Origin of the sequence: Bacillus sp. MMSF_3353 (genome assembly GCF_030733445.1) — a bacterium.
GTDB lineage: Bacteria > Bacillota > Bacilli > Bacillales > Bacillaceae_G > Bacillus_A > Bacillus_A wiedmannii.
Genome location: NZ_JASHJA010000001.1, coordinates 333825 through 360138, shown reverse-complemented (window position 1 = coordinate 360138; position 26314 = coordinate 333825). Strand labels below are relative to the sequence as shown.

The 26314-nt window shown below is 37.2% G+C and carries 28 protein-coding genes; 3 read left to right on the top strand and 25 right to left on the bottom strand.

What is annotated here, in order from left to right; genetic code table 11:
* Positions 1–47 precede the first annotated feature (47 nt).
* The 17 genes from RBB48_RS01880 to gpr all read right to left on the bottom strand — a co-directional run bounded on the left by RBB48_RS01880 (position 48) and on the right by gpr (position 17338).
* Positions 48–1007, bottom strand: coding sequence for a PhoH family protein (locus tag RBB48_RS01880; protein WP_000840500.1), 960 nt, complete (start codon positions 1005–1007; stop codon positions 48–50).
* A 3-nt stretch (positions 1008–1010) separates the two neighbouring features.
* A complete protein-coding gene (yqfD, locus tag RBB48_RS01875) occupies positions 1011–2210 on the bottom strand; it encodes a sporulation protein YqfD (RefSeq protein WP_000792473.1) in 1200 nt (399 codons plus the stop codon).
* Between the two features lie 178 nt (positions 2211–2388).
* Positions 2389–2682 carry a sporulation protein YqfC gene (gene yqfC, locus RBB48_RS01870; RefSeq protein ID WP_000732264.1) on the bottom strand — a complete coding sequence of 98 codons (294 nt, stop codon included), beginning with the start codon at positions 2680–2682 and terminating at the stop codon, positions 2389–2391.
* 108 nt (positions 2683–2790) lie between these two features.
* Positions 2791–3234: a GatB/YqeY domain-containing protein gene (locus tag RBB48_RS01865; RefSeq protein ID WP_000054579.1), complete on the bottom strand. Its 444-nt coding sequence runs from the start codon at positions 3232–3234 to the stop codon at positions 2791–2793.
* A 15-nt stretch (positions 3235–3249) separates the two neighbouring features.
* Complete coding sequence (rpsU, locus tag RBB48_RS01860) at positions 3250–3423, bottom strand: 30S ribosomal protein S21 (RefSeq protein ID WP_000048061.1); 174 nt, start codon at positions 3421–3423, stop codon at positions 3250–3252.
* A gap of 466 nt (positions 3424–3889) precedes the next feature.
* Complete coding sequence (gene mtaB, locus RBB48_RS01855; protein ID WP_000108688.1) at positions 3890–5242, bottom strand: tRNA (N(6)-L-threonylcarbamoyladenosine(37)-C(2))-methylthiotransferase MtaB; 1353 nt, start codon at positions 5240–5242, stop codon at positions 3890–3892.
* A gap of 6 nt (positions 5243–5248) precedes the next feature.
* Positions 5249–5998, bottom strand: coding sequence for a 16S rRNA (uracil(1498)-N(3))-methyltransferase (locus tag RBB48_RS01850; RefSeq protein WP_306007347.1), 750 nt, complete (start codon positions 5996–5998; stop codon positions 5249–5251).
* Between the two features lie 145 nt (positions 5999–6143).
* The gene (prmA, locus tag RBB48_RS01845; protein WP_000872122.1) at positions 6144–7082 is read right to left on the bottom strand and encodes a 50S ribosomal protein L11 methyltransferase; all 939 of its coding nucleotides are present in this window, start codon (positions 7080–7082) and stop codon (positions 6144–6146) included.
* 28 nt (positions 7083–7110) lie between these two features.
* Entirely contained in the window at positions 7111–8226 is a 1116-nt protein-coding gene (gene dnaJ, locus RBB48_RS01840) for a chaperone protein DnaJ (RefSeq protein ID WP_000043954.1), read from the bottom strand.
* A gap of 193 nt (positions 8227–8419) precedes the next feature.
* A complete protein-coding gene (dnaK, locus tag RBB48_RS01835; RefSeq protein ID WP_306007346.1) occupies positions 8420–10255 on the bottom strand; it encodes a chaperone protein DnaK in 1836 nt (611 codons plus the stop codon).
* A 26-nt stretch (positions 10256–10281) separates the two neighbouring features.
* Positions 10282–10848, bottom strand: coding sequence for a nucleotide exchange factor GrpE (grpE, locus tag RBB48_RS01830; RefSeq protein ID WP_000392716.1), 567 nt, complete (start codon positions 10846–10848; stop codon positions 10282–10284).
* Between the two features lie 114 nt (positions 10849–10962).
* Positions 10963–11979, bottom strand: coding sequence for a heat-inducible transcriptional repressor HrcA (gene hrcA / locus RBB48_RS01825; protein WP_306007345.1), 1017 nt, complete (start codon positions 11977–11979; stop codon positions 10963–10965).
* A 133-nt stretch (positions 11980–12112) separates the two neighbouring features.
* Entirely contained in the window at positions 12113–13252 is a 1140-nt protein-coding gene (hemW, locus tag RBB48_RS01820; RefSeq protein ID WP_000249446.1) for a radical SAM family heme chaperone HemW, read from the bottom strand.
* A 51-nt stretch (positions 13253–13303) separates the two neighbouring features.
* A complete protein-coding gene (locus tag RBB48_RS01815) occupies positions 13304–13678 on the bottom strand; it encodes a winged helix-turn-helix transcriptional regulator (RefSeq protein WP_001293536.1) in 375 nt (124 codons plus the stop codon).
* A 160-nt stretch (positions 13679–13838) separates the two neighbouring features.
* Positions 13839–15662, bottom strand: coding sequence for an elongation factor 4 (lepA, locus tag RBB48_RS01810; protein ID WP_001030960.1), 1824 nt, complete (start codon positions 15660–15662; stop codon positions 13839–13841).
* A gap of 210 nt (positions 15663–15872) precedes the next feature.
* A complete protein-coding gene (locus RBB48_RS01805) occupies positions 15873–16238 on the bottom strand; it encodes a YqxA family protein (protein ID WP_002107663.1) in 366 nt (121 codons plus the stop codon).
* Positions 16235–17338, bottom strand: a complete 1104-nt coding sequence (gpr, locus tag RBB48_RS01800; RefSeq protein WP_306007344.1) for a GPR endopeptidase — start codon at positions 17336–17338, stop codon at positions 16235–16237. Before gpr ends, RBB48_RS01805 begins: the two co-directional genes overlap by 4 nt.
* Before the next feature lie 181 nt (positions 17339–17519).
* On the opposite strand from gpr, the gene rpsT reads away from it, so the two are divergent.
* A complete protein-coding gene (gene rpsT, locus RBB48_RS01795) occupies positions 17520–17777 on the top strand; it encodes a 30S ribosomal protein S20 (protein WP_001274014.1) in 258 nt (85 codons plus the stop codon).
* 81 nt (positions 17778–17858) lie between these two features.
* Here rpsT and holA read toward each other — a convergent pair whose 3' ends face one another.
* A complete protein-coding gene (holA, locus tag RBB48_RS01790; protein WP_001279932.1) occupies positions 17859–18869 on the bottom strand; it encodes a DNA polymerase III subunit delta in 1011 nt (336 codons plus the stop codon).
* A gap of 345 nt (positions 18870–19214) precedes the next feature.
* On the opposite strand from holA, the gene RBB48_RS01785 reads away from it, so the two are divergent.
* Complete coding sequence (locus tag RBB48_RS01785) at positions 19215–19349, top strand: YqzM family protein (protein WP_000997609.1); 135 nt, start codon at positions 19215–19217, stop codon at positions 19347–19349.
* A gap of 29 nt (positions 19350–19378) precedes the next feature.
* On the opposite strand, the gene RBB48_RS01780 is transcribed toward RBB48_RS01785, so the two are convergent.
* From RBB48_RS01780 to RBB48_RS01770, 3 genes are all read right to left on the bottom strand, one after another.
* Positions 19379–21700, bottom strand: a complete 2322-nt coding sequence (locus RBB48_RS01780; protein ID WP_306007343.1) for a DNA internalization-related competence protein ComEC/Rec2 — start codon at positions 21698–21700, stop codon at positions 19379–19381.
* Positions 21701–21713: 13 nt separating this feature from the next.
* Positions 21714–22271 carry a ComE operon protein 2 gene (locus RBB48_RS01775; protein ID WP_000439786.1) on the bottom strand — a complete coding sequence of 186 codons (558 nt, stop codon included), beginning with the start codon at positions 22269–22271 and terminating at the stop codon, positions 21714–21716.
* A gap of 63 nt (positions 22272–22334) precedes the next feature.
* Complete coding sequence (locus tag RBB48_RS01770) at positions 22335–22934, bottom strand: helix-hairpin-helix domain-containing protein (RefSeq protein WP_088064432.1); 600 nt, start codon at positions 22932–22934, stop codon at positions 22335–22337.
* Positions 22935–23011: 77 nt separating this feature from the next.
* Between RBB48_RS01770 and comER the strand changes: the two genes are divergently transcribed.
* Entirely contained in the window at positions 23012–23839 is an 828-nt protein-coding gene (gene comER / locus RBB48_RS01765; protein WP_088064433.1) for a late competence protein ComER, read from the top strand.
* Positions 23840–24010: 171 nt separating this feature from the next.
* Here comER and RBB48_RS01760 read toward each other — a convergent pair whose 3' ends face one another.
* The 4 genes from RBB48_RS01760 to nadD are packed head-to-tail and all read right to left on the bottom strand — an operon-like array spanning position 24011 to position 26238.
* Entirely contained in the window at positions 24011–24760 is a 750-nt protein-coding gene (locus RBB48_RS01760) for a class I SAM-dependent methyltransferase (RefSeq protein WP_306007342.1), read from the bottom strand.
* A complete protein-coding gene (gene rsfS / locus RBB48_RS01755; RefSeq protein ID WP_000653210.1) occupies positions 24757–25113 on the bottom strand; it encodes a ribosome silencing factor in 357 nt (118 codons plus the stop codon). The genes RBB48_RS01760 and rsfS overlap by 4 nt, the downstream gene beginning before the upstream one ends.
* Positions 25110–25679, bottom strand: a complete 570-nt coding sequence (gene yqeK / locus RBB48_RS01750; RefSeq protein WP_001078363.1) for a bis(5'-nucleosyl)-tetraphosphatase (symmetrical) YqeK — start codon at positions 25677–25679, stop codon at positions 25110–25112. The genes rsfS and yqeK overlap by 4 nt, the downstream gene beginning before the upstream one ends.
* Positions 25669–26238, bottom strand: a complete 570-nt coding sequence (gene nadD, locus RBB48_RS01745; RefSeq protein ID WP_060488253.1) for a nicotinate-nucleotide adenylyltransferase — start codon at positions 26236–26238, stop codon at positions 25669–25671. Before nadD ends, yqeK begins: the two co-directional genes overlap by 11 nt.
* Between the last annotated feature and the right edge of the window lie 76 nt (positions 26239–26314).

Genomic DNA, 26314 nt, shown 5'->3' with positions numbered 1-26314 from the left:
CCGTTCGCCAACCTTAATACAAAAAGAAATGATCCTGACAAATAGGATCATTCCATTTTATCATATGCCTCAATAATACGTTGCACCAGCGGATGCCTCACAACGTCCGTTTGTTCTAATGTAATGAATGAAAGACCTGATACACCAGATAAAATGTTAGAAGCTAGCGAAAGCCCTGATTTTACCCCTTTTGGTAAGTCTACTTGTGAAGGGTCCCCCGTAATAACCATTTTAGAACTAAAACCTAATCTAGTTAAAAACATTTTTATTTGTGCACCCGTTGTATTTTGCGCTTCATCTAAAATAACAAATGAATCATCGAGCGTACGCCCTCTCATATAAGCAAGAGGTGCAATTTCAATTACCCCTCGCTCCATCATACGTTGCGTATATTCTTGTCCAAGAATATCGTGCAAAGCATCATACAATGGACGTAAATACGGATCTACCTTCTCTTTCAAATCTCCTGGTAAAAAACCTAAACTTTCTCCAGCTTCTACAGCCGGTCTCGTTAAAATAATTTTCTTTACATACCCTTGCTTTAAAGCTCTCACAGCCATTACTACAGCTAAGTATGTTTTCCCAGTCCCAGCAGGTCCCATTCCAAATACAATATCATTCTTCTTCATTGCATGAATATATCTTCTTTGCCCCATTGTTTTTACACGAATGGATTTACCTTTTGCCGTTTTAAAGATTTCTTCTTCATATAATTCTTCAAATTGAGCAATTTTCCCTTGTTGTGCGAGCTGAATTGCATACGCAACATCTCTTTCAGTAATTGATATACCTTTTCGAATAACAACAAGTAATTGCTGTAAGATTTTTTCTACGAGTGTCACAGTTTCAACTGCTCCAGATGCATGAACAGTTTCACCTCTAGTTACAATCGATACATTCAATTCCCGTTCAATTACTTTCAAATGAGCATCATTGACTCCAAAAAGAGCGATTGCTTCGTTAGCATTTTCCAATTGTTGGTTCATTTCTACTAATTGTTCTGCCATTACTCAGTCTCCTTGAATATCGGATTCGGATATTGGTTGTGGCTCTGCAATATTTTCGATCACAGTATAATGCAATGTGACTTTTAGTTGATCCGCCTCAACCTCTTTACTCAAAATCTTATCACTTACAATCATAGCATGTTCATCCAATTTTTTCTTTAGTTCTTTTTCAGCCATCTCTTTCGCTACTTTCATTGCCTGTTTTTCTGTATATTCCCGATTCGCTTCTTCCTCTTCTCGTACAATATCTTTTTCATACGCGATCGGCAGTGTAAAACCAAATAGTTTCACATCGTGTTTTACACTTTCAGTACGAGAGCGTTTATACTTATCATGTTGAAATCCCCATATTTTTATTTTCGCACTCCCAAATGTAAGGTAATGCTCATTATACGCATTGCCAGTATATACTTGAAATTGCGTCTTTAGTGGTACACTCACCTCAGATGTGTACCACGTTTCTCCATATACAATACCTTTCGCCGAAACAATCGTCGGACTCTCCTCATTACCGTATATCCCTGATACGAGAAGCTGTCCTTTTTCGACATGGTCATTTTTCAAGACAACTGGTTTTCCTACTTCAACAAATGTTTTTGTCACAATCGCTTCTTTTTTTGCAACTAAATTTTGCGGTCTTTGTTCCTTTTCTTTTTTCGGCTCGTTTTTTTCAACAATTTTAAAATGGTACGTCGTTCCTCTTATTTCTAATCCCGCCCAAGTAATCGCATTAATATTGTCTGTCAAATGACGTTGTACATCTTCTACATTAGGCATTTGGAATTGTAATTTTCCTTTTTTAATACCCATTTTGTCCAATTCTTTCATCAATATATATTCTGTTTCAGGTTTCGCTCCTGTAATTTCAATTTTCCAAACCATATTGGATAATGCAATCATGCCAAAAAAGAAAATTAAAAAACCAATTAAGAATCCACTATTTTTAATTAAACGCTTATTCAAAAAAGGAAAACCGTAACGCCCAATAAAATATAATTTACATTCATTTTTTCTATAAATTGGTTTTATTTTCTTCACATCTCGTAATAACATACAAAAAACTAACGTTTCATCAGCAATTTTCTTAACATCCCAAACTAATAATTTTCTACGTACACATTCGTTAACGAACCGTTCTGCACCTCTACCTTCAATTCGTACTTTTACATATCCAAGCCACTTTATAAACCATTTATTTTTCATCTACTATCTCCACTACCTTTCCAAAAGTATACACACTACTTTTTTCACTTTAATTAGCAAAATAGCTCGTACGAAAATGAAATAAAGAGTTCTACCACCCATAAATAGCGAGATAAACTGAATAGTAAGGTCGAATCACGAAAATAACGAAGAAAAACTTCACATATGGAAGTTTCCCTCACTCCTCTTTTTTTTCGTTTTCTAAAAATGTCACTTGCTCAATTATTCCTTCAAGCAAAAGTTCTTCTGGAAGGATTGTTTTAATAATAAAGGATTGCCCTTTAATTAATAATTGACCGTGCTTTAATAACAATCTTACTTCTTTATCTGAAAACACTAATAAACCCCGATGATTTTCTATATAGATATGCACTTGCCCAACAAGCGTGATCCGAGGTAGATCCATTAGCACATCCACTGGCAGGTCTATTTGCTTTGTTAACCAATTCTTCATTTGTTCTAATTTTTTCATCTCAAAAGACCCCCTCTCATCCCATATGTATGAAAAAAGAGCTTGTAATATCACGTCCAAACTGAAAAAAAGCATAAAAAAACGTCTCATACGAAATGAGACGTTTTTTTATGCTAATAGCTGGATAACCAACTTATTCACAAGTGATCCGTCTGTTTTACCTTTTACTTTCGGCATAACAGCAGTCATCACCTTACCCATATCTGCTTTAGAAGTTGCACCAACTTCAGAAATAACTTGCTTAATTACATTCGCTAGTTCTTCTTCTGTTAATTGCTCCGGCAAATATGCGCTTAAAATCTGAATTTCACTTTGCAGTTTATTAACAAGGTCTTCACGACCAGCTTTTTTAAATTCAAGGAGGGAGTCCTTATACTGTTTTACTTCACGAGCTAAAACTGTTAATTCCTCTTCTTCAGTAAGAGTATGTTGCAGTTTAATACCTTCATTTTGTAAAGCAGCCTTAACCATACGAATAACGGTTAATTTTTCTTTTTGTTTATTCTTCATCGCTTGTTTCATATCATCGTTTAAACGACCGAGAAGACTCATCACTTACACCCTCTCTTAGAATTTACGCTTTCTTGCCGCTTCAGATTTCTTCTTACGTTTTACACTTGGTTTTTCATAAAACTCGCGCTTTCTTGCTTCAGCAAGTGTACCAGTTTTAGAAACCGATCTTTTAAAACGGCGAAGTGCATCCTCCAAAGACTCGTTTTTACGAACGACTGTTTTTGACATTCTCTTTCCCTCCCTCCGAAACATCACACTTACATACTAATTTCAGCATGCAAAAAGAAACCCTTCTTCAGCATGTCTTTTACGATTATAATACATTTTATCACTTCAGGTCAACTATTTGGCAGAATAAAAGAAGAATAGATGCCCTTTCCTGTTCAAAAGCTACGTAGATAGCTATTATCCATTTCCCCTGAAGACAACTATATTTTTATCATTACATCTTTTTTAATGCAGGAATGTACGAAACAACTACTCATTCGACGTACCTGCCTTTTTCAGTACTTAACTTCTCCACGAAAAAAAGAAAGCATGCAAATCGTTTCCGTTTGCATGCTTTTTTTATTCCGCTATTTGCCGGGCAGTAAGCCCCCCCACCTCAAAATTCAGCACAAGCAAAGAACTTAGGTAGGAATCCGGCTGATAATTAGTGGGGAGGAACAAAAACCCCACTGATTAAAGTTTCATTTTATGCGCTTGCTGATTCTTTTTTTACATCATCTTCAAGAACACGAACAAATTGCGCTTCGTTATATGGATAACCAGCTTTCGTAATTTTCACTTTCACTAGCTTACCAATTAACTCTTCTGATCCTTCAAATACAATTTTTAAGTAGTTATCCGTATAGCCTACATATAACCCTTTACGGTCGCCCTCTTTAAATTGCTCTTCCGGAATGATCTCAAGCACTTCCCCTTCAAACTGTGACGCATACTCTTTCGCTAATTGGTTAGATAATTCAATTAAACGATGAACACGATCATTCTTCACATCTTCAGGAACTTGATCTTCCATACGCGCTGCAGGTGTTCCTGTACGCTTCGAGTAAGGGAATACGTGTAACTCAGAGAAGCGATTCTCTTTAATGAAATTGTATGTTTCCATGAATTCTTCTTCTGTTTCACCTGGGAAACCAACAATTACATCCGATGTAATCGCAAGGCCTGGTAACGCTTCTTTCAATCGATCTAAACGCTCTTGGAAAAATTCCATCGTATACTTACGACGCATACGCTTTAATACAGTATTAGATCCAGATTGCAATGGAATGTGCAAGTGGCGTACAACTACTTCAGACTTATCTAACACTTCAATTACTTCATCTGAAATCTGACTCGCTTCAATAGAAGAAATACGAAGACGTTTTAATCCGCCTACTTCCGCTTCCATATCACGAAGTAATCCAGCTAAGTTATAATCTTTAATATCTTCACCGTACCCACCTGTATGAATACCTGTTAATACGATTTCTTTATAACCTGCATCTACTAATTGCTGCGCTTGTTTAATAACTTCTTTTCCATCACGAGAACGCATTAAACCACGTGCCCAAGGAATAATACAGAATGTACAGAAATTATTACAACCTTCTTGTATTTTTAAAGATGCACGTGTACGATCCGTGAAATAAGGTACATCCAGTTCTTCGTATACACGTGTTTTCATAATGTTGCGGACCGCATTAATTGGTTGACGCTCTTTGCGGAATTCTTCAATGTATCCTAACATCTTTTCACGATCCTGTGTACCAACTACAATATCTACACCTGGAATCGCCATAATTTCCGCTGGAGATGTTTGTGCATAACATCCCGTTACACAAATAACCGCATCCGGATTTTGACGAACAGCACGTCTAATAACTTGACGGCTTTTCTTATCCCCCGTATTCGTTACTGTACACGTATTAATAACATATACATCAGCTTTCTTTTCATATTCAGTTCTTTCATATCCACCTTGTTTAAACAATTGCCAAATGGCCTCTGTTTCATAGTGGTTTACTTTACAACCTAACGTATGGAACGCAACAGTTGACATTGATCATCACCCCATCAATTCAAAATGATACGAAGCAGCACTTAACGCATATAACGGCGCCGTTTCTGTTCTTAAAATTCTTGGTCCTAAACTACATGGTACAAATTTATGTTCACTAAGCGTAGTAATCTCTTCCTCCGCTAAACCACCTTCTGGTCCAAATACAATCAATAGTTTTTGGCCTGGTTTCATCGTCGTTAAAGCTTTAGCAAAATTGGATTTCTCACCTTGTTTTGCTTCCTCTTCGTACGCAACAAGACATACATCATACTCATTGCTCATTGAAAGCAATTGCTTAAATGATGCCGGAGCATGCACTTCTGGAATTTCGCTTCTATGCGATTGTTCCGCAGCTTCTTTCACAATTTTTCTTAAACGCTCAACTTTTTTATCAGCTTTTTTCGCATCCCATTTTACAATAGAGCGAGATGCTTGAAATGGTAAAAATGCGGCCGCCCCAAGCTCAGTTCCTTTTTGGAAAATTAACTCTAGCTTGTCTCCTTTTGGCAGTCCACTTGCAATCGTCACGAAAACAGGAAGTTCACTTGACGCCTCTACCCATTCTACAATAGCCGTATTAATAAATTCACTGGTAATTTCATCAATTGAACATACTGCTGTTTTTCCGTTTACACAGCAATAAATGTGATCACCAGCTGACATACGCATCACTCTTGCGATATGATGTACGTCATGACCTACAATGCGAATACTTGTCTCATTTACATATTTCTCTTCTACAAAATAACGTTGCATATAATCACCTTAGTAGAGTTTCGTTCCTTTCGTAAGTCAACACTTACGAAAAGAACGAAACGTTATCATTTTTTCATATAACAAACGGCAAGTCCCTCACCTTATAGTGAGAGACTCCCCTTTTCATTATAAACTAAAATCTATATTACGCATTTCGTGCAATAATTGCTACCCAATCTTCCATTCGTAATACTTCTTCAATTGTAAATCCAGCTTTTTCTAGCGCTTCAGAAATTATCTTTTCCTTCGCTGCAATAATGCCCGATGTAATAAATAATCCGCCCGACTTCACAACTCTTGCTGCATCCTCAGGGAATAAAAGAATAATTTCTGCTAATAAGTTAGCTACGATTAGATCAACAGGACCTTCAATACCTTCTAAAAGACTATTTTGCCCAACAGACACGATATCATCTGTTTTATTTAAACGTACATTCATTTCTGCACTTTCCACTGCAACCGGATCTAAATCATACGCTTGAACAGAAGACGCACCTAATTTTGCCGCTGCAATACTAAGTACACCAGAACCTGTTCCTACATCAATGACAGTATCACCTGGCTGAACTGTTTTTTCTAAAGCACGAATACACATCGTTGTTGTCGGATGAGTTCCTGTCCCAAACGCCATACCTGGATCTAATTCAATAATTTTTTCTTCCGGAGAAGCTGGTGTATATTCTTCCCACGTCGGCACAATTGTGAATGTATCAGAAATTTGTACTGGATGGTAATATTTTTTCCAAGCAGTAGCCCAATCTTCTTCATTGACTTCGTTAACGGTAATATTTCCAGTACCAATTTCGATGTCGTAAGATGGAAGCATATCAATAGATGATTTTACACCCGCAATCGTTTCCTGTAAAGAATCCGTTTGTGGGAAATATGCTTTTATTAATACACCTTCCGCCGGATATTCATCTGGGTTCAATGCATAAATTTCACCATATTGTTGCTCGCGCTCTTTCGTCAACTCCGCTGGATCCTCAATCGCAACTCCACTAGCACCAGCTTCATGTAAAATATGAGAGACAGCTTCTACTGCTTCTTCTGTTGTATGAATACTAACTTCTGACCATTTCACAATTTACCAACTCCATTTTTTATTTCCATTATTCCCCTTTGAAAGCACGTTTAAGCTTTCCAAATAAACTATCATCCTGCTCTTCTTGTCCCGCAAATTCACGTAATAACTCTTTTTGATGTGAAGTTAATTTCGTCGGTACAACAACACGAACGACTACATATTGATCTCCTTGACCGTATCCACGTACGTTCGGAGCACCTTTTCCTTTTAAGCGGAATTCTGTTCCGGTTTGTGTTCCTGCTGGAATTTTTAGCTTCACTTTCCCATGAACAGTAGGAACTTCCACTTCAGCACCAAGTGCCATTTGCGCAAATGTTAATGGCATTTCACAAATAATGTGATCTCCTTCACGCTCAAAGAATTCATGATTTCTCACATGAACAACAACATATAAATCTCCTGCCGGTCCGCCATTTACGCCCGCTTCACCTTTTCCAGATACACGAATTTGTTGACCATTATCAATACCTGCTGGAATTTTAACATTGATTTTTTTACGTTTACGTACTTTACCAGAACCGTGACACGTCGTACATTTTTCTTTAATCATTTGACCAGTTCCTGAACAATGACCACAAGCTTGACGGTTTACGATACGACCAAATGGTGTATTTTGTTCTACACTTACTTGCCCTGATCCTGAACAATGTTTACATGTTTCTTTTGAAGTTCCTGGTTTCGCTCCGCTACCTTTACAAGTATCACATGGATCTTCTACCGGAATCTCAACATTTAATTCTTTACCAAAAATAGCTTCCTCAAACTCTAAAGTAACTTGATATTGTAAGTCAGCACCTTGACGCGGAGCATTTGGATCACGACGTCTACCGCCACCGCCGCCAAAGAACGAACTAAAGATATCTTCGAAACCGAAGCCACCGCCGAAGTCTCCTCCGCCGCCAAAGCCACCGAAACCTTGATTTGCACCAGCATGACCAAATTGATCATATTGCGCGCGCTTTTGATCGTCGCTTAATACTTCGTATGCTTCTTGTACTTCTTTAAACTTTTCAATTGCATTTTCTTCTTTACTTACGTCTGGATGGTATTTTTTAGCCAAACGACGATACGCTTTTTTTATTTCATCTTTTGAAGCACCCTGGCTAAGTCCAAGGACCTCATAATAGTCTCGTTTACTCATAAATTTACAACCCCCGAATCTTTCACATAAACGTAATTTTAACACCGAAAGAAAGTGCTTTGCAACAAAGTTTCCTCACTTACAGTATGCAAAGTAAAAAACTTAAGAACCTCACACTTTTCTTTTCATTCGTGAAAAAAGCCAAAGTCAAGGCACGCTTGACTTTGACTTTTTGTCATCTTACTTATTTATATTACTTATCTTCTTTTACTTCTTCGAACTCAGCGTCTACTACATTGTCTTTCTTCGCGCCAGCATCTTGTGCTCCTTGTGCACCTTCTGCTTGCCCTGCAGCTGCTTGAGCTTGCTCGTATAATTTAACAGTTAATTGTTGTACGATTTCTTGTAAAGCGTCTTTTTTCGCACGGATTTCCTCAAGCTCGTTCTTCTCGATCGCAGCTTGTAATGCTTCTTTCGCTTCTGTTGCTTTTGCAACATCAGCCGCATCCACTTTACCTTCTAAATCTTTTACAACTTTATCCGTTTGGAATACAAGTTGGTCAGCTTCGTTACGAAGTTCAACTTCTTCCTTACGTTTTTGGTCAGCGTCAGCATTTGCTTCCGCTTCTTGTACCATACGATCTACTTCTTCATCAGAAAGACCTGAAGAAGATTGGATTGTAATAGTTTGCTCTTTGCTTGTTCCTAAGTCTTTTGCACGTACGTTAACGATACCGTTCGCATCAATATCGAATGTTACTTCGATTTGTGGAATACCACGTGGTGCTGGTGGAAGGTCTGTTAATTGGAAACGACCTAATGTTTTGTTGTCAGCTGACATTGGACGCTCACCTTGTAATACGTGAATGTCTACTGCCGGTTGGTTATCAGCAGCTGTTGAGAATACTTGTGACTTACTTGTTGGAATTGTAGTGTTACGCTCGATTAATTTCGTGAACACACCACCCATAGTTTCAATACCTAAAGAAAGTGGAGTTACGTCTAATAATAGTACGCCTTCTACATCACCAGTAAGTACGCCACCTTGAACTGCAGCACCTAATGCTACAACTTCATCAGGGTTTACACCTTTATATGGTTCTTTACCAGTTTCACGTTTAATAGCTTCTTGTACAGCTGGGATACGAGTAGATCCACCAACAAGGATAACTTTATCTAATTCGCTTGGAGCAAAACCAGCGTCTTTTAATGCACGACGAGTTGGCTCTAACGTTCTTTCAACAAGACCTGCTGAAATCTCTTCGAATTTCGCTCTTGTTAACGTTAATTCTAAGTGTAATGGACCAGCAGCTCCAGCACTAATGAATGGTAATGAAATTTGTGTTTGTGTTACGCCAGAAAGATCTTTTTTCGCTTTTTCAGCTGCATCTTTCAAACGTTGAAGTGCCATTTTATCTTGGCTTAAGTCAATGTTATTTTCTTTTTTGAACTCAGCTACTAAGTGGTCAATAATAACTTGGTCAAAGTCATCTCCACCAAGACGGTTGTCACCAGCAGTTGAAATAACTTCGAATGTTCCATCTGCTAACTCAAGGATAGATACGTCAAATGTACCGCCACCTAAGTCATATACTAAGATTTTTTGCTCTTCATCTTGTTTTTCTAAACCGTAAGCAAGCGCTGCTGCTGTTGGTTCGTTAATGATACGCTCAACTTCTAAACCAGCGATACGACCAGCATCTTTTGTTGCTTGACGTTCTGCATCGTTGAAGTATGCAGGTACTGTAATAACAGCTTTCGTTACTGTTTCACCTAAGTATGCTTCAGCAGAAGCTTTTAAGTTTTGTAAAATGATTGCAGAAATTTCTTGAGGTGTATAATCTTTACCTTCAACTTCTACTTTGTAGTCTGTACCCATATGACGTTTAACAGACATGATTGTATTTGGGTTTGTAATTGCTTGACGCTTTGCAACTTCCCCAACTTGACGCTCTTCATTTTTGAAAGCTACAACAGAAGGTGTTGTACGGTTTCCTTCTGGATTTGGGATAACCTTTGGTTCTCCACCTTCCATAACAGCTACACAAGAGTTTGTTGTACCTAAGTCAATACCGATAATTTTACTCATGGCGAATCCTCCTACTTTTATGTAAATTATTGATTTACTTTTACCATTGATGGGCGAATCACACGGTCTTTTAGTTTATAACCTTTTTGGAATTCTTCAACTACCGCGTTTGATTCAAATTCACTATCTTCCACTTGCATAATAGCTTGGTGTTCATTAGGATCAAACTGTTTACCAACAGCTTCAATCGCTTCAACGCCTTCTTTAGTCAACGCTTCTAGCAATTGACGATGCACCATTTCCATACCTTGTAACAAGGATTTCGTTTGCTCATCAGTTGCTTCCACTTGCATCGCTCTCTCAAAATTATCAAGAGCTGGCAAAATATCTGAAACTAGACTTTGTGCTCTATATTTTTCAGCAGCCTGTTTATCCATTTGGACACGACGCTTATAATTTTCAAAATCAGCTTGTAGACGTAATGTGCGACCTTCCGTTTCCGTTAGCTTCGCTTGTAACTCATCTACTTTTTCTTGTAAAAGAGCAGCCTCACTTTTTTCTTCTACAGTTTTTTCACTGTTTTCTGTCGTGACAGCTTCTTCAACTTGCGCTTCTTTTACTTCTTCTACCACTTGTTCGTTACGCTCTTCCACAATATTCACCTCCTTAAAAGGTATTAGGTATTATGCTGAACACAATTCCTTAAGCATTATATATTACACACAGCAATGAAAATTTCATTACTTGAGCGAATGTATTACTCTCATTTACTTTTTAAGTCCATCAGTAAATTGTCTCGTAAATAACTGTAACAAACTAATTACCCGAGAGTATTGCATTCTTGTCGGACCTAAAATAGCAATTGTTCCAAGCTGTTCTTCTCCAATCGAATATGTTGCAGAAATTAAACTGCAATCTTCCATGGCCGTCGCAGAGTTTTCCCTACCAATGTTCACTTGAATACCTACTTGTTTATGACGCAAAATGTCATAAAACTCGGCTTCATTATCAATCATCGTCAGCAAGGATCTTACTTTGTGAATGTCATGGAACTCTGGTTGCGAAAGCATATTTGCTTTGCCTCCAAAGTATATCTTTTCCGATAAAGGAACTTGAAATGTACCATCTAACATTTTTATTGCACTATCGTAATTATGAACATATCCACGTAAAACTGTAACAATCTCTTTAAAGATTTTGTTATGCAGTTCTGCCATTGGTACACCCGACAGCTTTTCATTTAAAATATTAACCATTTTTTCTAAATCTGATAAATCAACAGATTCCGGAACGGTAATCGTTTTGCTTTGTACATGCCCTGTATCAGTTACAATAATAGCGACTGCAGTTTGACGATCAAGCGGTACAATTTGTACGTTTTTAAGTTTATTTGTGCTTAACTTCGGTCCAAGAACAATGGCCGTATAATTCGTAAGCTCTGATAAAATTTGAGCAGATTGCTGTGCAATCTTTTCCGCTTCAAAAATTCTTTCAGCAAATAAATCTTTAATTTGTACAATTTCATCGTTCGGTAAGTTTTGCGGCGCTAAAAGATGGTCTACATAAAAACGATATCCTTTTTCAGAAGGAACACGTCCTGAAGAACTATGCATTTTCTCAATAAATCCTAGTTCCTCTAAATCAGCCATTTCATTTCGAATAGTAGCTGAACTAAACGTAATTTCATCTTTCTTAGCCAACGTCCTCGACCCAACAGGTTGCGCTGATCCAATAAAGTCATCAATAATTGTTTGTAAAATTAAGAGCTGACGTTCCGTAAGCATCTCATCATCACCTCTGTTAGCACTCTTTGTCTTCGAGTGCTAAATCTATTAATAACTTACCAAAATTGACATTCAATTGTCAACGGAAACGTCACGAAATAATGAAACTTTTTCACGTTTATGGAACATTTAATTAGTCAATCAAAAATGATTGGAATACTTCATTCCCTAATAATTTTCCTTTTCGCGTTAAACGAACATATCCATCTTTCTCTTCAAGCAATCCTTGTTCTTGATTTTTTTGCAACTGCTTCGCGAAAACTTGATTCATCTCCATATTAAATTTCTTTTGAAACAATATTTTAGATACACCTTGTGTTTTTCGAAGTCCTAAGAACAACTCTTCTTCCATTCTTTCTTTCTCCGTCACCGCGTGAACATCTAAATACGGAAATCCAGTTTCATCGATTTTATTGAAATATTGCTTGAGCGGCCCTACATTTTGGATACGTTCTCCATTTACATAACTATGCGCTCCAGCTCCAAATCCATAATACTCCTCATTATTCCAGTATGTGAGATTGTGTCTACTTTCATTATCACCTTTTGAGAAATTGCTAATTTCATACTGGCTATAGCCGTGTTTCTCCATTTCATCCATTACCATTTCATACATTTTTGCTTCATGATCTTCACCTGGAAGTCTTAATTTCCCTTTATTCATTAAGTTATAAAACACAGTTTTCGGTTCCACAATTAATGAATATGCTGAGAAATGTTGTACACCAAGCGTAAAAGCAATGTCTAATGTTTCTTTTACATCTTCTATCGTCTGCCCTGGCAGAGCATAAATAATATCTACATTTATATTTTTAAAGCCCACTTCCTGCGCTTCTCTAATTGCTACAAATGCATCTTCCCTCGTATGCTTACGCCCAATTTTCTCAAGCAACTCATCCCGAAATGTTTGCACACCAAAACTAATTCGGTTCACTCCACCTTCTAGCAATACATTTAACTTCTCTTTTGGTAAATCACCTGGATTCGCTTCAAATGTTAATTCACAATTTGGAGCAAACGGACGTAAGCGACGGTTTATAATATCTAGTAACTTTTTTGTCTGTTCCATATTTAACGCTGTCGGAGTTCCTCCACCAACAAAAATCGTTTTCATACTATCAAACGGTACTTTTTGAACTGTATTTATTATTTCTTTCTCTAAATACTCTAAATATTGATCGACCGGTTGGCGTTCAATAAACACTTTATTAAAATCACAATAGTGACAAATATGCTGACAAAATGGAATATGAATATATGCAGCTTGAACCAAATATAACTCCTACCTTTCTAAAAAGAAAACCTCCGCACTCCGGAGGAATCTTCACTTCTCTAACGTATTACGAATTTGTTCCATTCGCATTTTTCCCCAATCATACATCATTTCAACGATCGGTAAAAGCGACATGCCTAATTCCGTCATATAATACTCTACTCGCGGAGGAATTTCTGGGTATACCGTTCGGTCAACAATCCCATCTTCCATTAACTCTTTTAATTGGTTCGACAAAACTTTATGAGAAATGCTTGGAAATAATCGTTGTAATTCACTAAAACGATGAGGCCCTTCCACACCAAGATGCCACAGTATCACAACTTTCCACTTCCCGCTAATAATAGAAAGCGTCAATTCCTTTTCACAATTAAAATTGCCATTTTGTATTTTTTCGTGAATATCTTTTCGAATATTTTCGGACATTAATAGTCTCCTAACTCTATATCAATCATTCATAAATATAGCCACCTCACTATTGTAAATGAGAGAAGCTACGTTGTCTAAAAAGTAATTATACATAAAAAAGAAGCCGTATAAACGACTTCTTTTTTTATCTCAATCCGCATGAAATAACAATCAATTATTAGTTGTCATCCATTTTCAGTACAGCCATGAATGCTTCTTGCGGTACTTCTACAGAACCAACAGACTTCATACGTTTTTTACCTTCTTTTTGCTTATCAAGAAGTTTACGCTTACGAGAAATGTCACCACCGTAACATTTCGCAAGTACGTTTTTACGCATCGCCTTAATTGTAGAACGTGCTACAACCTTGTTTCCGATAGTCGCCTGAATTGGTACTTCGAACTGTTGTCTTGGAATTAATTCTTTTAATTTCTCTACGATTACTTTACCACGATCATACGCTGAATCACGGTGTACGATAAATGATAGAGCATCGACTTGTTCGTTATTTAAAAGAATATCCATTTTCACAAGTTTCGATGGTTTGTAGCCAATTAACTCGTAGTCAAACGATGCATATCCTTTCGTATTTGATTTCAACTGATCGAAGAAGTCATATACGATTTCTGATAACGGGATTTCGTATGTTAGTGTAACACGTGTTTCATCTAAATATTGCATATCAATAAACGTTCCACGTTTACCTTGGCAAATTTCCATTACAGCTCCAACATAGTCATTCGGAACCATAATTGAAGCCTTCACAAACGGCTCTTCTACACGATCAATAGACTGTGGATCTGGCATATTAGATGGATTATCAACAATAACATCTTCACCGTTCGTTAAATAAACTTTATAAATAACGCTTGGTGCTGTTGTAATTAAATCGATTTTAAATTCACGTTCAATACGTTCTTGAATGATTTCCATGTGAAGAAGTCCTAAGAAACCACAACGGAAACCAAATCCTAGCGCTTGAGATGTTTCTGGTTCAAACTCAAGAGCAGAATCGTTTAACTCTAATTTTTCTAACGCATCACGTAAGTCGTTGTAACGTGCAGAATCGATTGGATATAAACCACAGAATACCATTGGGTTTAATTTACGATAACCTGCTAACGCCTCTGCAGCCGGACGTTTTGCATGTGTGATTGTATCACCTACGCGTGTATCACCTACGTTTTTAATAGATGCTGCTAAGAAACCTACATCACCTACTGTTAACTCGTCACGTTGCGTTGTTTTCGGTGTAAACACACCTACTTCTGTTACTTCAAATTCTTTTCCAGTTGCCATCATACGTACTTTATCGCCAACTTTTACCGTTCCATTTACAACACGGATATATGCAATTACACCGCGGTACGGGTCATATAAAGAATCGAAAATCATACATTGTAAAGGCTCTTCTGAATCCCCTGTTGGAGCTGGTACCTTTTCAACGATTTGTTCTAAAATATCTTCAATACCAATACCAGCTTTCGCTGAAGCAAGTACAGCTTCCGATGCATCTAAACCAATTACATCTTCTACCTCTTGACGTACACGTTCTGGGTCCGCACTTGGTAAGTCGATCTTATTAATAACTGGTAATATTTCTAAATTATTATCAAGCGCTAAATATACGTTCGCTAATGTTTGCGCCTCAATCCCTTGTGCTGCATCCACAACAAGAATCGCACCTTCACAAGCCGCTAAACTACGAGATACTTCGTACGTAAAGTCGACGTGTCCTGGAGTATCGATTAAGTGAAGAATATACTCTTCACCGTCTTTCGCTTTATACGTTAGTTGTACTGCATTTAATTTAATTGTAATACCGCGCTCACGCTCTAAATCCATAGAGTCAAGCAATTGAGCTTTCATTTCACGTTGTGTTAACGCGTTTGTTTTCTCTAAAATACGGTCTGCTAACGTTGATTTTCCGTGGTCAATATGAGCAATGATAGAGAAATTACGGATTTTGGACTGTCTTTTTGCTCTTTCTTCTTTGTTCATCTATGTTCTCAACTCCTAATAGTCTCGCCAATATACACTAGCACTGATTATATCAATAGAGCAGCAAAGATTCAATGAAAACTCGTGCTGCTTACAATACAAATCATTCTATCTATATCTTATGCGAACAAACCATAAGAGACAAACTTTTTTCAAATTTAAAAACGGCTGTCGTACAAAATGGTAAGACAACCGTTCTTCCTGCTACCCTTAACTAAAAATCTCTCTCACTTTCCCAACAACTATATCCGTTCCAAACTTTGTTACTTCATAAGTAGCACTTGCTATTGCCATACCAATTCCTTCTACAACATTAAAGCTTTTTAAGCTTTCTAATTGTTTTTGTTTTTCAGCAACGGAAAACGAACTTCCCAAAATTTCTGATTCAGCACCCGCACCCTCTGTTCCTGTCATATGAGCGATTTGTTCATACGACATTTGCTGATAACCTTTCATACTTTTCAAACCATGATTAGCAAGTGCCACCCCTGCTATTATCATAAGTAAACATAAGGCCGCACTACATATACATAAAAGCGAAAAACGGCTTAAACGATTATCGTCTCTTCCCATCAATGTGTATATGCTCCTGTATTATCTTGGTCAATTTGATGATGCAAGGCTGCATTTAAACCACTCGCTATTACATTCGCCATATCCTCTATGAAAGCATCCACTTCTTTCGGAGTCACCATTAAATTATGACCAAGAGGAGATAACACTTCATAAATTAATTTTCTCTTCTCTTCATCTTCCAGTGTACCTACAGCACCTAAAAACATATTCCGACTCTTTTCATCCGGCATATCTTCTTCTGTTAATTTTTTCTTTTCTCCAAATGTAAAACCGGCTGGCAACAAAGAACGGGAAGGTTTGTTTCCTTCTTTCATCTCCCGTCCAAAATGTTTCAAAATAAAATCAATTGTATCGCTTGTAATCGAAACTGCATCAACCACAGTCGGAACACCAATCGCGATAACAGGAATACCCAATGTTTCTTTACTAAGTTCCTTACGCTTATTCCCAACACCCGATCCAGGATGAATTCCCGTATCAGAAATTTGTATCGTACTATTTACTCGTTCAATAGAGCGGGCAGCTAATGCATCAATTGCAATGACAAAGTCTGGCTTCGTCTTCTCAATGATTCCATAAATGACATCGCTCGTTTCGATTCCTGTAATTCCCATTACCCCCGGCCGAATTGCACTAACAGGCCTAAACCCTTCTTCTACACTTTCAGGCTGCAATTGAAACAAATGTCTCGTTACCAATACATTTTCTACAACGATTGGTCCAAGCGCATCTGGCGTTACATTCCAATTCCCAAGACCAACAATTAAACAACTCGCTTCTTTCGTAACGCCAACCTCTTCTAAGAAATAAGAAAATTCTTTTGCAAAAATGCGCTCTACTTTTTGTTGCAGTTCCGTATCTTGTTGACGTATGCCTTGTACTTCAAGCGTTAAATAACTCCCAGGTTTTTTACCCATCGATTCAGAGGCAATTTCATCAATCGTTACTTTTGTAATGATAATACCTTCTTCTTCCCTCTCTTTGACAATAACTCCTTGTATCCCTTTTTGCTCTTCTTGACTCTCTTGCAGCATTTCATGTGCCTCTACAGCAAGGTCCGTTCTAACACTATATTTACTTAAATCTAATGGTTCTTTCATCGTATCTCCTCCGTAATTCATAGTAAATATCGTTAGATTTCCCAAAGTTATATAAGGTCATTCTTTCCTTTACGTGAAATTTCATTGATATACTATTGCAATTCTCTTCACCGTTTGATAGAATATCACTTGTTCTATGTTAAGAATCGAGTCATTCGATTGCACCAGGGAGGTGAAAAGTATGGCAAACATCAAATCTGCTATCAAACGCGCTAAACTTAGCGAAGAGCGTCGTTCACATAACGCTTCTATCAAGTCTGACATGCGTTCTGCTGTTAAAACTGTAGAAGCTTTAGTTACTAATAACGATCTTGAAAATGCTAAAGAAGCTTTCAAAACTGCTTCTAAAAAACTTGACAAAGCAGCTCGTAAAGGTCTTATCCACCAAAACGCTGCAGCTCGTCAAAAATCTCGCTTAGCGAAACAAGTAAACGCGTAAGGCGTTTAAAAAACGATCCATTTGGATCGTTTTTTTATATACAAAAAGTTCACGTGCTAAGCACGTGAACTTTTTGTTTCATCACATATGATTTAACCGCATTAAGAAAAACTCAAGTACAAGTTTCTTATCCATTTTTCCAGTCTTCATACTATAATCAGCTTCCGCTAATTCTATAATCACTTTTTTTAATTCTTCAAAAGAGAAAAACTTCGTTTGATTCATCGCTAACTTTACACGATATGGATGCACACCAATATGAGACGCAATTTGATTTTGTCCATAACCACGTTGCTGTAACTCTTTCACTTGATAGAGCAAGCGGAATTGACTTACTAATAACGCAAGCAGTTTAATTGGTTCCTCTTGCTGCGTAAATAATCCATCCAAAATTTGCATCGCACCCGCGATATCTTTTTTTACCACTTTTTCTGTCAAAGCAAACACATTTTGTTCAACCGATTTTGGCACAAGCTCCCCAACGAGTTTCGGTGTAATCTCTCCGCCCATACCGACGTATAGCGTTAACTTGTCCATTTCCTTCGCCAACATCGTTACATTACTTCCCACAAGCTCTAACAACAAACTAACAGCTGCATTATCTATATGCACATGCACCTCATCTGCACGAGCAACAATCCACTTCTGAACATCCTGCACTTGCATCGCATTCGCTTCTACTACATCCGCTGTTTTCTTTAATAGTTTTGTAATTTTTTTTCGTTCATCAAGTTTTTCGTAAGGCGCAACAAAAACAAGAATAGAAAATGGAGAAGGCTCCCCAATATATTCTTCTAAAATTTTTATATTTTGCTCTAATTTTTCTTTTTGTGAAGTTAAAAATAGTGGTGATTTTATTAATATCACTTTACGTTCCCCGAAAAAAGGAAGTGTACGTGCATCCTCAACCACATCTTCTAAATACGCTTCTTCTAAATCATATGTCACAACATTAAACTCGCGATCTTCCTCTTCAAGCGCTTCTGTTGTAATAAGCTTTATCGTTTCATTTATAAAAAACGCTTCCGTTCCATACAGTAAATACACTGGAGCAAACTGCTTCTTTTTAATCTTTTTATGTATATCACTCATACTTTTTCCTACTCCCTAACTTGGCAATATATATTTATACTAATGCCCTAGCTTTCGTTTTACAAGTACAAAGGAACAGGCTTTATGACCCGTTCCTTTATTTATATTAAACGCCACGCAATAAGCCCCGGGTTTCTTATTGGTGTGCGGTAATCACCTTCCCTTTATTATTCACAATAAAAATTCGAGTATAAGTGCCAACTGTTAACATGCTTGGAAACAAAAAACTCGCGTTCCTTAATGATCTAAAGTAGTAAAAACGCTCGATTTCTCTTCATATGGAAATTGTAGATTTTTTTCTGACAATATTTTATACTAAAGTGGAATGTTGGGGAGGGATTCTAAATGAATGATTTTGAACAGAACGTTCAAAGTAAACGCAATGACGCTATTGATTCAGGGGTAGGATTTATCGTCTCATTTGGTTTTTTCGCAACACTTTTCATCATTGCAACTGTTATTAAATTTATCGGTTCTTAAAGACTGCTGCTTACTGGCAGTCTTCTTTTTTATCTATCATGTGTTTCATCATATGTGATTTTGCTACGAAAGGTTCCGTGTTCCACTTTAAAAACATAGGAAATAGCGCCTTGCTTATCCGTACGCCATATTTCAATCCCCATCTTCTCCAAACGCCCTATCACTTCCTTATGAGGATGCCCATACCTATTACGCTCACCGACAGAAATAATCGCTACATCAGGCTGTACAGCGCTCAAAAAAGGCACTATAGATGACGTATTACTCCCATGATGAGCAACCTTTAAAACATCCGCCCGTAAATCTGGATACATAGCTATTAAAAATTTCTCTCCTTCTTCTTCTAAATCACCTGTAAACAGCCACGTTGCCCCTCCTAATTTTGCCCATATTACAATTGAAGCATTATTTTCACTTCTCGCTTTTCCTGTTGGAGCTAACACAAAAAATTCCGCTTCATTTACGCTCCAACTCTCTCCTTCCCCCACTTCACTTATTTTCACTTCCTTTTCTAATGCCTGTTTCTTTAATACTTTTTCTAATACCGCATCTTGTTCTTTTCGGCCAAATACAACTTCTTTTACGGTTATATTTGATAATAACTCTTGCGCAGCACCTATATGATCCGCATCTCCATGCGTTACAATTAATTTATCAATTGTTTTAATCCCTTCCTTTTGTAAATAAGGGATTAAAATATCATTTCCAACAGAAAATTCATGCTTTTTCCGTTGCCATTCTTCCTTATTTGCACGCATTGTGCCACCGGTATCAATGAGGTAAATCTCTTTATCGTACGGGAGGCGAATTAAAATTGCGTCTCCCTGTCCAACATCAAGAAATGTAACACTCCCACTTTCTCGAAAATACGGATATACATAATGACATGTACAAACGAAAAGAAATATACCCGAAGCTACGAACATAATTTTCTTCGACACCCGCCTTTCCCAAACCATCAATATACTAACAATACTCGCGTAATATAGAGCTACAAGAAGTATAGATGTTTGCCCGAAAACAAGGCGGATAAACGGTAAATTTTCACAATAACTTAGAAAATCATTAGAAAGATTCAAACCTATTGATAGTACATTCGCAAGTCCTTTCGCAAGAAACGGGACGATCGGTATAAATACCAAAACGATAATACTACACGGCAATACAATAAGAGATAAAAACGGAACGTATAGGATATTAAGAAAAATACTATATGGAGAAAAATAACCGAAGTGATATAACAAAATCGGAGTACTAACGAGTTGTGAAATAAAAGAAATATAAATGGAATTTCCGATTACTCCATTACTACTATCTAGTAAAAGCGGGGCTGACAAAAGCAAGGCGAAACTACCAACGAACGAAAACTGAAAGCCAATATTAAAGACAAGATACGGATCAAATATAAGCATACATATAGCTGTAACGCTTAAAGCATCTAAGCTAGATAAACGAATAGAACATATGAAAGCAATCAACATCAACACTCCTGTTATAGAAGCTCTTATAACAGACGGTGATGCTCCTGCTAAAATCATATATAGAGGAATGCAAAAGATAAGACATACTGTCGCTATCTCCCTCGTCACACCACTTCTTAGCAAAATAAAATACACAATCACCATTAACAATACGATATGCGATCCTGAAATCGCCAACAAATGTACAAGACCAAATTGCTGATATTGCTCTTCAACTTCAAATGTCATTTGTTGTCTATCACCAAATACTAATGCATTCATAAAAGCACCTGATTGCTCCGGAAACATTTCTGTAACGCCCGAGATTGCTTGCTGTCTCAAAAGAAGAATCCATTGCACGAGTGACAACGATGTTTTTTGGCATTCAGAAATATATGTAGCCTCCAATATGAAATGAATATTTTGCTTATACAAATAATCACGATAATTAAAACCATGAAAGTTCCGAGCTATTGGTGGCTCTTTCCTCTCACCTTCGAATACACATGATACTCCTGCGTGTAATTGTCGCAGTTGTTTCTTTTCCAAGGCCGATTTAATTTTGTAACTTAACTGCACTATATTTTTATTCTGATCTTCAACTTGAAATGTTAGGCGATCCCCGTTAATAAGAGGTGTATTTTGTATTAGCCCCCTTGTAACTTCGTAAGACTCTCCTAGAGGCTTGTTTTGCCCTTGAATATACGTAGTGTACATAGCGCCACTAAAACACGCTAACATACAAAAAAAGAAGGTTTTACGCGAAGTACGGTATAAACAATAGAAAACATACAAAACGAGAAAACAAGTCAGCAGTAAAACTGAAGTGGAAAAGGCAATTGCAATCCCTATGATAAATGAGATTGCAACATAACCCCATTGTCCATACAACTATACTCACTCCTTATAGCATCATTTTTGCTTTCGTGAATACATGCTGTAATTCTTCCATTGATAAGTTTTCTTTTTCTAAAGATGCAAATAGTTCTTTTAACTCCATATGACGCTTTTGATCCTCTAATGCTGCAATATTATATTCTAGCGGAACGTGTTTCACTGTTACATTCGCTTTTTCAAATAACTCTACGGCATATGGATGATTTTTATAATCCTGCGCATAATAAACTGCTGTAATACCACTTTGAATAATCGCCTTACAGCATTGTAAACAAGGGAAATGCGTAACATAAATTTCCGCTTCCTCCGTTTTCACACCGAATTTTGCACACTGTAATAAAGCATTCATTTCTGCGTGAATTGTACGAACACAATGATTATCAATAACGTAGCATCCATCATCTATACAATGTACGCCACCTTTAATTGAACCATTATATCCACCAGCAATAATTCGTTTATCACGAACGATTGTCGCTCCTACTGCAAGCCTTGTACATGTACTACGTAAAGATAGCAGATGGCTTTGCGTCATAAAATATTGATCCCATGAAATTCGTTCCATATTTTTCACCTACTTTTTTGTCTACTTGTAGTGTAGCGAATGAAGAAAAACTTCGTCAATCTTTTACGGAATAATAATTTGATCTTTTATTTTTTCCAATGACTTCACACCGATCCCATCAATCTCTAACAAATCTTCTATTTTCTGAAAAGGACCATGTTCTTCTCGATATTTCAAAATACTTTCTGCTTTCCGAGAACCAATGCCTGTAATTTTTTCAAGTTGTTCTTTAGAAGCCGCATTTATTTGAACTTTCCCCTCCCCCTTTGAAATAGCAGCTACCTCTTGCACTTTTTCGTTTTCATTCGGTACATAAAGGATCATTTGGTCTTGTACCATTTGTGCTAAATTCACCTTCTTCCTATCTGCCTCGGGTAAAAAACCACCTGCCTTTTCAATAGCATCCTTGACCCGGTCCCCTTCTTTCATTTCATACACCCCCTCTTTAACAACAGCCCCTTTCATATCAATTACAATTATTTTTTTCTGCTGCTTTGTATCCGATATTTTTGGTTTACTTTTCTTCTCTAGCTCTTTCGCTTGAACATCCGTTGCAATGACCGTTCGCTCTGTATGCTGGTTCGTTTTCCAAAAAAGAAGAAAAAGTACAGTTCCAATAATAGCTACTAATCCTAACCATTTCTTTGGAAAATCCCACATCATTTTACACCTCTAATCATAAATTTATAACATCATTCATATTGTTTAGGAGAAAGCTGTTACGAAGGAGGGATGAAACATTGAACATAGGAATTATAGGGACAGGGAACATGGGGAATATACTAATCGACGCATTTTTAGAAACCCGTGCTGTCAAACCTTCGTGCCTTACAATGATTAATCGAACGCCCGCCAAAGCATATCATATAAAGGAAAAACACCCTTCTGTTCATATAGCCAAAACTATCGATGAGGTAATCAAACGATCACATCTTATTTTTATTTGCGTAAAGCCGATAGATATATACCCGATCCTACAAAAATACGCTGAACATTTTTCTGATGAAAAGTGCTTAGTTTCTATCACAAGTCCAATATCTCCGTCACAATTAGAGACGCTTGTACCTTGCCACATTGCACGTATCATTCCGAGCATTACAAACCGCGCCCTGTCTGGCGCATCACTATTTACATTTGGAAGTAAATGCTCTGAAGAGTGGCAACAAAAGCTATTTCGCCTATTCAAAAACATTTCTACTCCTCTTATGATAGAAGAAGATATAACGCGCGTTTCATCTGATATAGCAAGCTGCGGCCCTGCATTCTTTAGTTATTTATTACAATGTTTCATTAACGCTGCTGTAGATAAAACAAATATTACACATGAAGAAGCCACTACTTTAGTAAGTGAAATGGTCGTTGGAATGGGGAAACTACTTGAAAAAGAGATTTTCACATTGCCTACTTTACAAGAAAAAGTATGTGTTAAAGGCGGCGTTACAGGAGAAGGCATTCGTGTTTTAGAAGAACATGTTGGGGATATGTTTCATAAATTAATTGAGCGGACACACGAGAAATTTGATGAAGATTTAAAATGCGTCGATCAGCAATTCAATAAACACACATAATAAATACGTCATCGTCATTCCAAATCCTTTTTATAAATACTTACTTTTTTACATTACATTTTCACTTAAACTAGTATTTTCACACTTCACGTATATCATCTTCTTATTATGCTAGAACTAAAATTACAACTTCTTTACAAAACAAAAGCAACCTTCTCGGTTGCTTTTGTTTTACCCGTTTTTCTTCGCCATGAAGAAAATACGCTCTGTTTGTTCTGTAACTTCAAGTCGCTCAAAGTCACCAGTGACGCGAAGCACGGTAAAACCAGCTTCTTCAAGCCATTTCGTTAACTCTTCGACCTGATATGCACGTTGCACGTGACATTCGTCAAAACGATGGTACACATCTTCTTCTGGGTCTTGAACAAAGAATGTTAAATCATGTTCTACACTATTTGATTCTTCACCAGGGAAGCAATTCCAAATAAGAGATATTTCTTCTCCATTCACTGTGTATGTTTCATTTTGAAATACATGATGTATTTTATATAAAGAATGTACATCAAATAAAAATAAACCATCTTGATGTAAATGGTGAAACACTCTTCGAAATGTTTCTTGCACTCCATCTTCTTGCAATACATAGTTTAATGAATCACAAAAGATCGTTACACAGTCAAACTCACCTGGAACGTCAAGCTCTCGCATGTCTTGTTGGTAAAAAGGAATAAAGTATCCTTCTCCGCCTAGTTTTTGCTGAGCGACCGTTAACATCTCTTCTGAAAGATCGACACCGATTAAATCGTAACCCTTTTGTACAAGCGGAAGTGTTACATTACCAGTACCGCATGCTACATCAAGAATCTTCGCCTCTTTCATATCCGCTTGCTGTAAACTCTCCTCTGTAAATTCCACCCATTTATCATAAGGAACATCATTCATTAGTTTGTCGTACAACAATGCAAATTGTTCGTATTTCATTGGTCTAGCTCGTCTGTAATATCCTCACGTGGCACATCGCCCCAAAGACGCTCTAAATTATAGTGATTACGCTCATCTTTATGGAATACATGAGCAACTACATCTCCAAGGTCAACTAGTACCCAGCGTGCTTCGTCAAAACCTTCCATACGTTGTACGTCGATTTGGAACTCATGTGCTTTTGATTTAATTTCACGCGCAATTGCTTGCACTTGCTTATCTGAGTTACCGTGACAAATAATGAAATAATCTGCAATTGGTGAAATACCTTGCATATTTAGGACAACCATATCTTCTGCTCTCTTATCATCAGCTGCTTTTGCTGCTAATACTAATAACTCTTTATCTTTCATTTACTAATTTCCTCCTTGATAACTGCGTTGTATGTTTGGAATGTTAATGGATAAATCGTTTGATTTTTTTCCATTAAAAATTGAATTGTTCGCTTTAACGCAAATAATAAAGCTTGATTTATATCCGTATATGCGAGTTTACGAGCTTCCTCCACCCCTGGAAACTTTCGCCCAGGCTCAATGTAATCAGCTACATAAATTACTTTATCTAACATCGTCATTTTCTCATGACCACTTGTATGATATGTAATAGCTTGCAGGATTTCAGGATCCGTAATGCCTACTTCTTTTTCTACTAAGTATGCCCCAACAGGTGCATGCCATAACTCTTTGTTATAACAAAGTAAATCTTTCGGCAAATCTTCACTTTTAATAATCTCTTCCATCTCAGAAATCGCTCTACACTTCGCATAATCATGGAATATAGCTGCAACTTCAGCCTTTTTTTCATCCACACCGTATAACTTAGCAAGTTCAATTGCTGTCTCCATTACACCTATTGTGTGTATATAACGTTTTTCATGCATTTGTTGTTTGACAATATGAAGTGCTTTCTCACGATTCATACAACCCATTCCTCTCGATATACACCTGTACTTTTTCAGGAAGTAAATATTTACATGTTCGCTTCTCTTTATATCTCTCACGCAATAAAGATGAAGAAACTGCAAACTCCGGAATTTCCACAGTGGTGATAGGATAAGGCGTACGCAATGTATAACCAGGTCTTGCAACCCCAACAAACGTCACAAGATCGAGTAACGCTTCAATGTTATACCACTTCGGTAAATACTCAACCATATCTCCACCAATAATAAAGTGAAACTGCACATCCGGATACTTCTTCGTCAATTGTAACATAGTGTCATACGTATACGATGGGCCCTTCCTGCTTAGCTCTTCTAAACAAATAGAAAAATGTTCCTCTGCCTCAGTCGCAAACTCTAACATTTGTAAGCGATTTTCTACACTTGTAATATTCCGCCCTTGTTTATGCGGTGGAATTTGGTTCGGTAAGAACCATACTTCTTCTAAATTCAAAGCATGATATACTTCATTTGCAATTAGCAAATGCCCATAATGTGGCGGATCAAATGTACCGCCAATGATGCCAATTTTTCTCAAAAGAAACGCCCCTTCCTTTTACCTACAGTAACTCTCTTCATTCCTATCCGAAGAGAGTTCACTGTTAATAAAAGTT

What these genes read in the sequence shown, in the direction of transcription:
- RBB48_RS01760 (WP_306007342.1), bottom strand. Translation starts at nt 24,760, where the DNA reads ATGAAATACGAACAATTTGCATTGTTGTACGACAAACTAATGAATGAT.
- holA (WP_001279932.1), bottom strand. Translation starts at nt 18,869, where the DNA reads ATGAGTGATATACATAAAAAGATTAAAAAGAAGCAGTTTGCTCCAGTG.
- RBB48_RS01850 (WP_306007347.1), bottom strand. Translation starts at nt 5,998, where the DNA reads ATGCAACGTTATTTTGTAGAAGAGAAATATGTAAATGAGACAAGTATT.
- dnaK (WP_306007346.1), bottom strand. Translation starts at nt 10,255, where the DNA reads ATGAGTAAAATTATCGGTATTGACTTAGGTACAACAAACTCTTGTGTA.
- mtaB (WP_000108688.1), bottom strand. Translation starts at nt 5,242, where the DNA reads ATGTCAACTGTTGCGTTCCATACGTTAGGTTGTAAAGTAAACCACTAT.
- RBB48_RS01775 (WP_000439786.1), bottom strand. Translation starts at nt 22,271, where the DNA reads ATGGAACGAATTTCATGGGATCAATATTTTATGACGCAAAGCCATCTG.
- yqeK (WP_001078363.1), bottom strand. Translation starts at nt 25,679, where the DNA reads ATGAATCGTGAGAAAGCACTTCATATTGTCAAACAACAAATGCATGAA.
- rsfS (WP_000653210.1), bottom strand. Translation starts at nt 25,113, where the DNA reads ATGAAAGATAAAGAGTTATTAGTATTAGCAGCAAAAGCAGCTGATGAT.
- rpsT (WP_001274014.1), top strand. Translation starts at nt 17,520, where the DNA reads ATGGCAAACATCAAATCTGCTATCAAACGCGCTAAACTTAGCGAAGAG.
- gpr (WP_306007344.1), bottom strand. Translation starts at nt 17,338, where the DNA reads ATGAAAGAACCATTAGATTTAAGTAAATATAGTGTTAGAACGGACCTT.
- hrcA (WP_306007345.1), bottom strand. Translation starts at nt 11,979, where the DNA reads ATGCTTACGGAACGTCAGCTCTTAATTTTACAAACAATTATTGATGAC.
- RBB48_RS01865 (WP_000054579.1), bottom strand. Translation starts at nt 3,234, where the DNA reads ATGAGTCTTCTCGGTCGTTTAAACGATGATATGAAACAAGCGATGAAG.
- yqfC (WP_000732264.1), bottom strand. Translation starts at nt 2,682, where the DNA reads ATGAAAAAATTAGAACAAATGAAGAATTGGTTAACAAAGCAAATAGAC.
- lepA (WP_001030960.1), bottom strand. Translation starts at nt 15,662, where the DNA reads ATGAACAAAGAAGAAAGAGCAAAAAGACAGTCCAAAATCCGTAATTTC.
- RBB48_RS01770 (WP_088064432.1), bottom strand. Translation starts at nt 22,934, where the DNA reads ATGATGTGGGATTTTCCAAAGAAATGGTTAGGATTAGTAGCTATTATT.
- dnaJ (WP_000043954.1), bottom strand. Translation starts at nt 8,226, where the DNA reads ATGAGTAAACGAGACTATTATGAGGTCCTTGGACTTAGCCAGGGTGCT.
- RBB48_RS01815 (WP_001293536.1), bottom strand. Translation starts at nt 13,678, where the DNA reads ATGTCCGAAAATATTCGAAAAGATATTCACGAAAAAATACAAAATGGC.
- RBB48_RS01880 (WP_000840500.1), bottom strand. Translation starts at nt 1,007, where the DNA reads ATGGCAGAACAATTAGTAGAAATGAACCAACAATTGGAAAATGCTAAC.
- rpsU (WP_000048061.1), bottom strand. Translation starts at nt 3,423, where the DNA reads ATGTCAAAAACAGTCGTTCGTAAAAACGAGTCTTTGGAGGATGCACTT.
- yqfD (WP_000792473.1), bottom strand. Translation starts at nt 2,210, where the DNA reads ATGAAAAATAAATGGTTTATAAAGTGGCTTGGATATGTAAAAGTACGA.
- RBB48_RS01785 (WP_000997609.1), top strand. Translation starts at nt 19,215, where the DNA reads ATGAATGATTTTGAACAGAACGTTCAAAGTAAACGCAATGACGCTATT.